A 10,583-nucleotide genomic window follows, 5' to 3' on the forward strand; every position below is an offset into this window, starting at 1 on the left:
CCCCGGCTCCGGCGCCGCCCGCCGGTCCGAACTGCCCCATCCCGGAACCGCCCAGCCCGCCGCCGGCACCGCCGCCCATCCCGGGCGCACCGCCGCCACCGGCACCGCCTCCAGGGAGGCCGCCGGCCCCGAGTCCGCCACCGGCCAGACCACCCGAGGTCTCGTCATCGCCGGTGCTCGGACTCCACGAGTTCCCGCCGGTCCCGCCCGTCCCGCCGCCGAACGGCGTCGTGACCGACGGCGGGTTCAGCCCGCTGGAGCCGGAACTGGTGGGTGAGCCGTTGAAGCTGCCTCCGTCGGGCGGCGAGTAGCCGCCGCCGTCGAGGTCCTGGCCGGATTCGCGGAAGGTGGTGTCCTGCACGGTCTCCACGGTCGGGCGGAACTCGGACGCCGAGATCTCCGCGTCCTCCCAGCGGGCGACCACCGTGTCGTTCTGCTCTGCCGAGCGGGAGGCGTAGTCCTGGGACCCGGAGTCGTAGTCGCGCTTGGCCCTGGAGTCGCCGTCCTGCTGGGCGAGCTGCTCGGCCTGCGTGCGGAGCTCCGTCTCCGGGGTGTCCGGGTGCTCGGCCTTGAGCTGCGCGAGGTGGTACTCGGTCTGGTCGGTGACGTACTGGGACAGCTGGTCGGCGTAGTCGCCGTCGAACCCGCCGAGCTCCATGGCCCGCTTCGCGGAGTCGTCTTCGCCGTCCCAGGAGCAGCCGTCGGTCACCTCGCAGTCCCCGCTCTTGAAGGGGGGCCGGTGGTGGACGGTCGGGTCGGAGAAGAGGCCGCCCTCGTCCTCCACCCAGTACTGGGGCGCGGGGTAGGGGAGTTCGTGCGAGGGCCCGCCTTGGAGCGCGAAGATCTCGTCGGCCTTCTGGCTCAGCATGCCGAACATGCCGGTCGGGCTCTCGCCGATGTCGGCGGAGATCTGCTCGCAGTTGGCGAAGACGGTCTCCATCTGCTCGGCGAACGCGTCGAAGTCGCTGCCCTGCCAGCCGTTCGAGAGCTCGACGAGCTTCGAGCGCAGGATCGGTGCGACGGCGGAGTCCGGGGCGTGCGTGAAGGTGTTGGTGAACTCCTCCCAGCGCCTCGCCATGTCCTTCAGGGCGTAGGTGTCGCCGTCGTCGGGCCGGACCTGCGCGACGAGGGACTGGACCTCTTCGGGGGTCGGCGTCGCCGTTCCCCATGCGACGCATTTGAACTGGTGGACCTGGTCGGCCACCGGAATGGCGGACACGAGCTTGATCCACGCCACTTCGGCTTCGCTCTGCCGGTTGGTGCAGGACGAGTTGGAGCAGGGCGTGCCCCCGAGCGCCTGGTTGTCGGCGACGCTCTGCTGCGTGGCGATCGCATCCGATCCGGTCATGCCGCCGTAGGCCTCGGTCGCGTATTCGATCTCGTCTCCCATGGTCACTCCACCTCCGCTATGCGGTCGTTGACGGTCTGGTTCACCTGCGGGAGATAGGTCTCGGCGAACCACTGGTTGAGGGCCTCGTCGGTGAATGCGAACGCGGGCTCACCGGAGTTCTCGAGCCCGTAGTCCTGGTTGTGGTTGAGCCGGATGTGGAACACCCACTGCCCGTCCCGGGCGATGACCTCGGTGTTCGGGGCGCTTCCCGTGCCGGTCCAGGAGACGACGGCCCCCTGGTCCCAGGGGTCCGCGAGCTCGGCGGTGGCCGCGTCCTCGCTCGCGGCCGCCTCGGATTCCGCTGCGGCGAGGCGTGCTTCGTATGCGGCGGTCGCCGCGGCCTCGTCTTCGGCGGGGACGATCTTGACGCTGATCTCGCCTTCCCCGGTCGTCCAGTCGTTCGGGCCGAGGTTGAACAGGCCGTTGCAGCCGATGGCGTCCGGGTCGAGGGTGTTGCCGAACTCCGAGCTGCCGGGGGCGCCGCCCTCCGCGGTCGAGGAGCCCCAGCCGACGATGCCCATCTCGTCGGTGACCGGTTGCAGGTCGCCGAGGATTTCGCATGCGTCCCAGGAGGTCATCGCGGCGTAGACCGGGTCGTCGCCCGTGTCCGTCGAGCCGTCCTCGGAGGAGGCGTCACCCGCGTCGCAGGCGGCGAGCACGAGGGCGGCGGCACCGGCTGCGGAGAAGGTCGTTGCAATTCGCTTCATGTGGAGGGGTCCTAGCTCTCGGGGTCGATGACGGTGAATGCGGCGATGTTCAACTCCTCGGACTCCATGTGGAGTCCCATGGCGTCGTTCAAGGTCACGATCGCACCGTACAAGTCCTGGCGGAGCTTTTGAAGGTTGTTCCAGGTCTCTTCATGCGCCGTCGCGTAATCGGCGCGCGCCTGCTGCGAGGAGTCGAGCAGGCCGAAGCCCGGCTCGACGCCGAGCTCGGCGCCCGACTGGAGTTTCTCGGTCAGTTCGGTCACGAGGTTGAGCCGGTTCACCAGCTCGTCTCGGAAGGCTTCCAGGTATGCGGGATCGAGGATCCGTTCGGCCACGACGGGACCTCCGGGGTAAATCGGGATCTTTTGCTCTGGAAGTCCATGGTATCGGCTCATCACTGTGCGTGCGGTACACCGAAACCCGGCCGCGTCGCATCGACGGTGTGTAGCGGCCCATATATATAAGGTATGCGGGAACGGCCCCCGTCCGACTGGACGGGGGCCGTTTCGGCTGCTTGCCGGGTGCGAGGGTCAGTGGCCGCGGGTGTTGCGCGTGACGTCGTAGCGTTCGGCCGTGACGTCGAGGTCCGCCGACTGGAAGGAGCGCTGGGGGCGCGGGCGGTCGGGGACGATGCGCGGCGGGAGGTCGTCGTGGCCTTGGGGGGCCGGGACGGCGGTGGCCGGGGCCGTGCGCTGGTCGGGGACGTAGCCGCCGGAGCGCTCGGTGCGGTTGCGGACCCGGCCGGGGGCGCGGGAGGCGACGGCGCGCTGCTGGGACTGCATGCGCTCCACCGGGATCGCGCCGGTCGCGGTCGGGAGCACTTCCTCGTCCTCGACGTGGATGCCGAGCTGCTCCCTGCGGCTCACCGTCTTCGGGGTGGTGCCCATGAGCGCGAACAGGAGCACGATGATGCCGAGCGTCGCGACCCCGAGGATCGGCAGGATGAGCATGATCGGGTCGATGCCCTCAACGGTGTCGCGGCCCCGGTTGTACAGGGTGACGCGGACGCCGGCCATGCCCGTGTAGTGCATGCTGCACACCGCGATCGCCATGACCACGGCCGCGGCCGTGTGCCACTTCCAGCCGTCCAGGTACATGCCGCAGAACAGCGCGGCCGTCGCGGCGACGACCGCGATCACGACCGAGGCGATGAAGTAGGTGCGGTCGTGGGTGATGTGCCCCGAGACGTTGATGGCGGCCATGCCCGAGTAGTGCATGATCACGACGCCGAGGCCGGTGAGCGGCCCGGCGATGAGGATCTTGCCGACGGTGCCGCGGCTGCCGGTGCCGGCGACCAGGAGGCCGAAGAACACCGAGCCGATGGAGGCGACCAGGCTCAGGAAGGTCTTGAGCGGGTCGTAGGCGATGTCGGAGTCGAGCACCTTGAAACCGATCATCGCGGTGAAGTGCATCATCCAGATCGCGTTGGCGCCCAAAGAGAATGCGGCCAAAGCGATCCACTGCACCCGTTTGCGGGACGCCTTCACCGTGCCGTTCTGCTGACGCGCCTGCGTCATGCACATCAGCGCCAGGATCGAGCCCGCGAAAGCGAACCCGAAGGCCATGATGGGGTTGATCCACCCGTAAGTGAAGTGGCTGACGTGTTCCATCAGTGGTCTTCCTCCTCAGGCAGAGCCCGTATCCGGAATGTTGCGCGATTGCGATCTGCGCGATTCGAAACTTATACGACTACTGTCCGGCGGCATCCGCAAGACGGACAGTTGCACTAGGACGGTCATTTCGGTCGAGTCGGTCGAGGTTCGGAGAGGCCAGCACCCCGAACACCATGCCGACGATGGCGACGAGCGCCAGGATCAGGATGGGCAGCAGCAGGATCAGCGGATTGATGCCCGAGACGTCCGCGTGCTCGACCGCCGTGATGCTCACCGCGGACATGCCCGTGTAGTGCATCCCGACGACCGCCACGCTCATGACGCCCGCGGCCAGCGCCATCGAGCCGCGCCGGTCCACCACCGCCGTGAAGCGCAGCGCCACCGTCGAGGCGACGACCGCGATCACCGCCGAGGCCGCGACGAGGGCCGGGTCGTAGACGACCCGGCCGCCCGTGGCGACCGCCGCCATGCCGGTGTAGTGCATCCCGACCACGCCCGCGCCGCACAGCAGCCCGCCCAGGGCCAAGCGCGGCCAGCCAGCGCGCTTGCCGCCGGACACGAACAGCCCGATCCCGACCGCGAGCACCGCGAGCCCGAAGGACAGGGCGGTGAGCGCGGGGTCGTACGCGAGATCGGCGCCGGTGACGGTGAAGCCGATCATCGCGATGAAGTGCATCATCCAGATGCCGATCCCGCCGATGGCCAGGGCGGCCATGAGGATCCAGCGGAGGCGTCCGCCGGCGGTGGCGGCGGCGCGGGCGTAGCGGGATGCCGAGAGGCCGAGGAAGGACCCGGCGGCGGCGAAGGCGAGGCCCATCGCCGGATTGAGCCAGCCGTAAGTGAAGTGGTGGTGCTCCAGCGTGACCGCGAGCGAGTCCATGGGGTTACCTCCTGCAAGGCGTTGTGGGTCCACGGTGCCTCAATGGGGGGTGGAGTGTGTCGCACAAGATGTGCGAGTTGTCCGCGGCGCGGCGGCCGGTATGCAGGATCTGTCCCCGGCGGGTGTTCCCATGGACGCGCTCCGTGAGTGGACTAAGGTGGCGAAACGGTCACTACGGAACGTGCCTGCGCAGAGGCGTTTCGTGGCGACATTCCGCGGCGGAGCCGATGAGGGCCGTTTGGTCTCAGCCTCATCGTCCGAGTAGTCGCTTTTCTCAGCCGGACGGCCGAATACCGAGTACGCGTGTGTCCGGTTAGTCAGCGTTTCTTGAGATTCGCCCTGTAACACGGTGCGATACGGGCCCGCTTTCAGTACTCCGGTACGCCCCTGGATTTCGGGCCCGTCATTCGTCATGATGGAATCTGCTGGGCTTCACATGCCGACCCCGCCGCCCCCCGGCGGCAGGACGGCAGCCGGCGCGCGCCGTCGGCCCGAGACCGAGCCCGGCCCGGCACGGGCCCGTCGGTCTGACACAGAGGACCACCCCAGGAGGCTAGACAAGGTGAGCAAGCGCAGCTCGAACCGTGCGGGTTCAGCGGCTCGACGAGGACCGCTCGGCCTGCCCCGCATCGCCGACATGCGAATCCGGTCCAAGCTGGGACTGATCCTCCTCGTGCCCCTCGTCGTCCTGGTCGCCGTCGCAGGCCTGCGCCTGTACGACCTGGCCGACCAGGTGTTCGAGTCGGCCGACATGGTGGACCTCGTGGAGTTCAACGCCGTCACGGCCGAACTCCGCTACGACCTCCAGGTCGAGCGGTCCCTCCTGGTCACGAACCTCCGCCTCGAGGACAACCACGTCGCCGACATCGACGCGGCCGAGTACGACCAGTCCGCCGTGGCCGCCCAGCAGGCCGCCACCGACGACGCGCTCGACCAGTTCAACGAGAAGGCTGACGCCCTCCCCGACATCTCGGACGACATCTCCAACCGCATCGACGCCGTCCGCACCCAGTACGAGAGCCTGCTCCAGATCCGCCAGGCCGCCGCCGAGAACTCCGAGGGCGTCTCCATCGACGCCACCTCCCGCGTCTACCAGCGGCTCGTCGACGAACTCGTGACCATCACCGACATCTCCTCGCGCATCGTCAACGACCCCGAGATCGCCCGGAACCTCCAGGCCATCGCCGCCGCCACCACCGTCCTGGAGACGCTGGAGGAGGAGCGCGCGATCGCGATCAACGTCGGCAACGGCAACGAGTTCATCAACAACACGCGCTGGCAGAACTTCATTGCCTTCGCGAAGCTCCGCGAGAGCGCCGTCGACGAGTTCAAGACGGTGGCCGACCGCGACGAGCAGCTCGCGTTCTTCTTCAGCCCCGGCGGCATGAACACCACCGAGGCCGAAGCGGCCCTGATGTTCGAGAACGCGGCGGTCAACTCCGGCACCACGCAGCCGCTCGAAGTGAACGCGGCCGTCGTCGACTCCTACAACGCGATCCTCGCGAACGGCCTGGAGTACATCAACGGCGAGTCGGACGAGGTCCTCGACAACGCGACCGCCGACCTGAACGCCCAGATCTTCCAGCTGCTGCTCGAAGCCGTGCTCATCCTGGCGGCCTTCGTCATCGCGACCGTGATCGCACTGCTCATCGCCCGCAACATGGCGACGGGCCTGCGGCGGCTGCGCGAGGGCGCGCTGGACGTGGCGCACGTGTCGCTGCCCCAGGCGGTGGCCCAGATGCGCGACGCCGAGAGCATCGGCAACCGGACCCCGGACGAAGTAGCCGCCGACACCGGCGCGGTCATCGACATCGACCAGCGCGACGAGATCGGCAACGTGGCGCACTCGTTCAACATCGTCCACACCGAGGCCATCCGCATCGCGGCCGAGCAGGCCGCCCTGCGCGCCAACGTCTCCCAGATGTTCATCAACCTGGCCCGCCGCTCCCAGAACCTGGTCGACCGGCTCATCGGCCACCTCGACCACCTGGAGCGCGGCGAGGAGAACCCGGACCGCCTGGCCGAGCTGTTCCAGCTCGACCACCTCGCGACCCGCATGCGCCGCAACGACGAGAACCTCCTGGTGCTCGCCGGCGCGGACTCCACCCGCCAGGAGCGCTACCCGGCCCCGATCGGCGACATCCTCCAGGCCGCCCAGTCCGAGGTCGAGCAGTACACCCGCATCGACTTCGGCAGCCTGGAGGCCGAGCGGGAGATCCGCCCGGCCGCCGTCAACGACCTCGTGCACCTCATCGCCGAGCTCATGGACAACGCGACCGCGTTCTCCCCGCCGGAGTCCCCGGTGCTGGTCGAGGCCGAGCAGATGCGCACGGCCGACAGCCCGCACGGCGCGATCCGCGTCCGCATCAACGACGTCGGCATCGGGATGCCGCCGGCGCAGATCGAGGACATCAACCGCCAGCTCTCGGAGTCGGCCGACGCCATCGACCTCGCGTCCTCGCGCATGATGGGCCTGGTCGTGGTCGCCCGCCTCGCGAAGCGCCACGAGGTCCACGTCGAACTGCGCCCCGGCGAGCACCGCGGCACCGTCGCCGAGGTCATCCTGGGCGACGCGGTCCTGACCGAGCCGAAGCTCCCCGAGCGCGGCCTCCGCTCCGGCGTCCCGCTCGAAGGGGCCAACGGCTCCCGCGCCGAGCTGCCCGCCGGCTTCGAGTCCACCGGCGCCCTGCCGCGGGTCCCCGAGAGCCCGGCCGGCCTGTTCGACACGGCCGCACCGCAGGCCCCGCACTCCCCGCCGCCGCCGCAGCCCACGCCCCCCGCGTGGCAGCCGAGCGCCCCGCCGATGCCCTCGCGCCCGAGCCACGTGCCCCCGGCCGTGGAGCCGGTGACCGGCGAGTACTCGGTGCACCGCCCGCAGCCGCAGCAGCAGCAGGCCTTCGCCCCCTCCCAGGCGTTCCCGCAGCAGCGGCCCGTCGAGGAGGAGCCGGGCTTCATGTTCCGCCCGGGCGGCCTCGCCGACGAGCGCAAGGCCAACGGCAAGGTCATGGAGGTGACCGGGGAGATCGTCTCCTCCGAGCACGTGGCCCTGCCCAAGATCCAGCTCGAAGCGTGGACCCCCGAGCCCGAGCCGGTCCCGCCGTCGTGGCCCGACGTCGCCGCCGCCCCGTCCGGCACGGAGGCGCCCCGCGCCGCCCGCCGCGACCGGGTCTCCGCGGTCGACGCCACCACCGAGCTCCCGATCTTCCGCGAGGTGGAGTCCGCCTGGTTCAAGGCGGTCACCCCCGCGCCCAAGAAGGTCGAGGACGAGGCCGCCAAGGTCGAGGACGCGCCCGCCGAGTCGTCCTTCCGGGCGACCCCGCCCGCACCTGCGGAGGTGGCGGACGCATCGCCGCCGCGCTACGCTGACCAGTCAGGTGCGGCCGAGTCCCCCGCCCCGGCTTGGGACGCGGCGCCGCCCTCCCCTCCGCAGCCCACGGAAGGCCCGACCATGCAGAGCACCCCCGCCGCCGACGAGTCGCCGGCCGCCTCGGGTATGGAGCGACGCCGCCTCACCTCACCCGAGACCGACACGGGGTCCTACGCGTGGCGCACCGCCGCCGACGACGGCTGGTCGCGGGTCGACGACGCCTTCGCCGAGACCATCGAGGAGACGACCACGGTCGGTCTCCCGAAGCGCCGACCGATGGAACGCCTGGTTCCCGGCGCGGTGGAGGAATCTCAGGAGACCGTCAGCGCGCAGAAGCGCAACCCCGAGGGCATTCGGGGCCTGCTGTCGGCCTATCACCGTGGCGTGCAGCGAGGACGAGGCAATGACGGCAACTGAGTCGCTGATCCGCAACACGGCAGACGCTACTAAGGAGCGCAAACGATGAGCACTGGTGGAACCTCGGTCCAGGACCTGGGCTGGCTGCTGGCCGGCTTCGCCGAACGCGTGCCGGGCGTGGCCCACGCCGTCGCGGTCAGCGCCGACGGTCTGCTGCTGGCGTCCTCCCGGGACCTCCCCAGGGACCGCGCCGACCAGCTGTCGGCGGTGACCTCGGGTCTGGTGAGCCTGACCCAGGGCGCGTCCCGCTGCTTCGAGGGCGGCGCCGTCCTCCAGACGGTGGTGGAAATGGACCGTGGATTCCTGTTCCTGATGTCCATCAGCGACGGTTCCTCGTTCGCGGTGCTGGCATCGAAGAACTGCGACGTGGGCCAGGTCGGCTACGAGATGGCCCTCCTGGTCGACCGGGTCGGCCAGGCCCTGACGCCTTCGGCCCGAAGCTGATCCGGGCCGCTTCCGCTGCGCGCTTGGCGCAACGGGTTGCGGCACGGTAGGCTCCATTCGAGCGGAACGCAGCACGAGTGGGACGAACTGAACAAGAACCCCTCCGTCGCATCCCCAGGCGACGGGCCGGTGCCTCCCCGGGCATGCGGTACATGGATAACTGACAAGACTGCGGCACAAGGATTGTGGGATCAAGTGCCGTGGTTGGAGGTAACAATGGTCCTCGGTGGTGATGAGCCTACTGGCTCACTCGTCAGACCGTACGCGGTCACGCGCGGCCGTACGCGGCCCCAATTGGAGATCGCCCTCGAAGCGCTGGTGGAGACCACCGCGCGCGGCAGGTCCGGGCAGTTCCTCGGCGGCAGGGAGCAGAAGGTGATCGTCGACCTGTGCGGCGGCCGCCTCCAGTCCCTCGCGGAGATCGCCGCACGCATGGAGGTGCCCTTGGGTGTCGCGCGCGTGCTGGTCGCCGACATGGCGGCCGACGGCTTGTTGGCAGTGCACGAACCCACCGGTTTCGACGCGGACGGCGGCGACGGATCGGTCGGAACCGAGCTCCTTGAGCGTGTCCTCAGTGGACTCAGGAGGCTATAGACCCTAATGAACTCACCCGCAGACACCTCTCGTGTGACCTCTGCCAAGATCGTCATCGCCGGTGGCTTCGGCGTCGGCAAGACGACCTTGGTCGGATCGGTCTCCGAGATCACTCCGTTGACGACCGAGGCGATCATGACCTCCGCCTCCGAGGGCGTCGACGACAACAACCTTGTGCCCGACAAGGCGACGACCACGGTCGCGATGGACTTCGGCCGTATCACGATCGACCAGGACCTCATCCTGTACCTGTTCGGCACCCCGGGCCAGACCCGCTTCTGGTTCATGTGGGACGAGCTGGTCCGCGGCGCCATCGGCGCCATCGTCCTGGTCGACACCCGCCGTCTTGCCGACTGCTTCTCGGTCATCGACTTCTTCGAGCACCGCAAGCTGCCGTACCTGGTGGCCGTGAACTGCTTCGACGGCAAGCAGCTCCACGAGATCCAGGACATCCGCGACGCCTTGCAGATCTCCCAGGACGTCCCCGTGATGTACACGGACGCGCGCAACCGCGAGTCCACCAAGCAGGTCCTCATCAAGCTCGTCGAGTACGTGCTGTCGATGCGGCGCACCCGCACCGTCGGCGTCCACTAAGTGCCCACAACTGGACGCACGACGACAACCGCGATCCGCGCTTAAGGGTGCGGTGACCGTCTAGGCTGACCCAAAACACCTGGACCATGGCGAAGGCCCGAGGCGATTGCCTCGGGCTTTTTGCTGTCCCGGAGTGCGTCCGCGCAATACCGGGCCGGAAAGCCGCGGGCGCCGAACTCTCTCTGCATTCCGCTCTCGCCGGCCTGACCCAGGCGGCCGCGCGCGGTTGATTTCCAGCTGATGACCCTGTCCCACAACCGAAATGTAAGCGGTGTACTCTCGCGCTCAAGTTCGACTGTTCCCCTGATCACATTCGGAGGCATGCGGTATGACCACCTCGCAGCACGTAGCAATCACCGACCAGTTCATCGGCCGCCTCATCGGCTCCACCGACGCCGGCGGTGCGGACAAGAGCACCCACGTCACCTTCGCCGACGCCTCCCTCCGCGAGGCCCCCGCCTACGCGAAGACGCTTGAGTGCGACCCCGACGGCTCCCTCAACGAGCTTCCCGCCTACTTCTAAGCGGCAACGCACGACCCATGCAGAAGCGCTGCGCCCGCGGAGCCCCGGCTCCGC

General features: G+C 69.1%; 9 protein-coding genes and 1 pseudogene. 5 read left to right on the forward strand and 5 right to left on the reverse strand.

The annotated features are described in order from the left end of the window. The 5 genes and pseudogenes from DI269_RS16065 to DI269_RS16085 form a co-directional block, all read right to left on the reverse strand. Nucleotides 1-1,390 (reverse strand): annotated as a pseudogene (locus DI269_RS16065) (hypothetical protein); the annotation flags it as partial. Nucleotides 1,391-1,392: 2 nt separating this feature from the next. Further along, nucleotides 1,393-2,097, reverse strand: coding sequence for a hypothetical protein (locus DI269_RS16070; protein ID WP_112137572.1), 705 nt, complete (start codon nt 2,095-2,097; stop codon nt 1,393-1,395). 11 nt (nt 2,098-2,108) lie between these two features. Further along, the gene (locus tag DI269_RS16075) at nt 2,109-2,432 is read right to left on the reverse strand and encodes a hypothetical protein (RefSeq protein ID WP_112137574.1); all 324 of its coding nucleotides are present in this window, start codon (nt 2,430-2,432) and stop codon (nt 2,109-2,111) included. A 195-nt stretch (nt 2,433-2,627) separates the two neighbouring features. Further along, nucleotides 2,628-3,707: an MHYT domain-containing protein gene (locus tag DI269_RS16080; RefSeq protein ID WP_112137576.1), complete on the reverse strand. Its 1,080-nt coding sequence runs from the start codon at nt 3,705-3,707 to the stop codon at nt 2,628-2,630. Nucleotides 3,708-3,786: 79 nt separating this feature from the next. Further along, nucleotides 3,787-4,590 (reverse strand): MHYT domain-containing protein, encoded by an 804-nt coding sequence (locus tag DI269_RS16085; protein WP_112137579.1) that lies wholly within the window; start codon nt 4,588-4,590, stop codon nt 3,787-3,789. Between the two features lie 562 nt (nt 4,591-5,152). On the opposite strand from DI269_RS16085, the gene DI269_RS16090 reads away from it, so the two are divergent. The 5 genes from DI269_RS16090 (at nt 5,153) to DI269_RS16110 (ending at nt 10,529) form a co-directional block, all read left to right on the forward strand. Then, on the forward strand, nt 5,153-8,374 hold the full coding sequence (locus DI269_RS16090; RefSeq protein WP_157975034.1) for a nitrate- and nitrite sensing domain-containing protein: 3,222 nt from the start codon (nt 5,153-5,155) through the stop codon (nt 8,372-8,374). Between the two features lie 45 nt (nt 8,375-8,419). After that, on the forward strand, nt 8,420-8,818 hold the full coding sequence (locus DI269_RS16095) for a roadblock/LC7 domain-containing protein (protein WP_030161947.1): 399 nt from the start codon (nt 8,420-8,422) through the stop codon (nt 8,816-8,818). A gap of 216 nt (nt 8,819-9,034) precedes the next feature. After that, entirely contained in the window at nt 9,035-9,412 is a 378-nt protein-coding gene (locus DI269_RS16100; RefSeq protein WP_091048505.1) for a DUF742 domain-containing protein, read from the forward strand. A 6-nt stretch (nt 9,413-9,418) separates the two neighbouring features. Further along, nucleotides 9,419-10,006: a GTP-binding protein gene (locus tag DI269_RS16105; protein ID WP_112137583.1), complete on the forward strand. Its 588-nt coding sequence runs from the start codon at nt 9,419-9,421 to the stop codon at nt 10,004-10,006. A 328-nt stretch (nt 10,007-10,334) separates the two neighbouring features. After that, nucleotides 10,335-10,529 (forward strand): hypothetical protein, encoded by a 195-nt coding sequence (locus tag DI269_RS16110; protein ID WP_112137585.1) that lies wholly within the window; start codon nt 10,335-10,337, stop codon nt 10,527-10,529. The last annotated feature ends 54 nt before the right edge of the window (nt 10,530-10,583 follow it).

The organism is Glycomyces dulcitolivorans (assembly GCF_003265355.1).
In the GTDB taxonomy this organism is placed as follows: domain Bacteria; phylum Actinomycetota; class Actinomycetes; order Mycobacteriales; family Micromonosporaceae; genus Glycomyces; species Glycomyces dulcitolivorans.

Coding starts and splice junctions, on each gene's coding strand:
- DI269_RS16080 (WP_112137576.1), bottom strand. CDS start 3,707: ATGGAACACGTCAGCCACTTCACTTACGGGTGGATCAACCCCATCATG.
- DI269_RS16100 (WP_091048505.1), top strand. CDS start 9,035: ATGGTCCTCGGTGGTGATGAGCCTACTGGCTCACTCGTCAGACCGTAC.
- DI269_RS16070 (WP_112137572.1), bottom strand. CDS start 2,097: ATGAAGCGAATTGCAACGACCTTCTCCGCAGCCGGTGCCGCCGCCCTC.
- DI269_RS16085 (WP_112137579.1), bottom strand. CDS start 4,590: ATGGACTCGCTCGCGGTCACGCTGGAGCACCACCACTTCACTTACGGC.
- DI269_RS16105 (WP_112137583.1), top strand. CDS start 9,419: ATGAACTCACCCGCAGACACCTCTCGTGTGACCTCTGCCAAGATCGTC.
- DI269_RS16095 (WP_030161947.1), top strand. CDS start 8,420: ATGAGCACTGGTGGAACCTCGGTCCAGGACCTGGGCTGGCTGCTGGCC.
- DI269_RS16110 (WP_112137585.1), top strand. CDS start 10,335: ATGACCACCTCGCAGCACGTAGCAATCACCGACCAGTTCATCGGCCGC.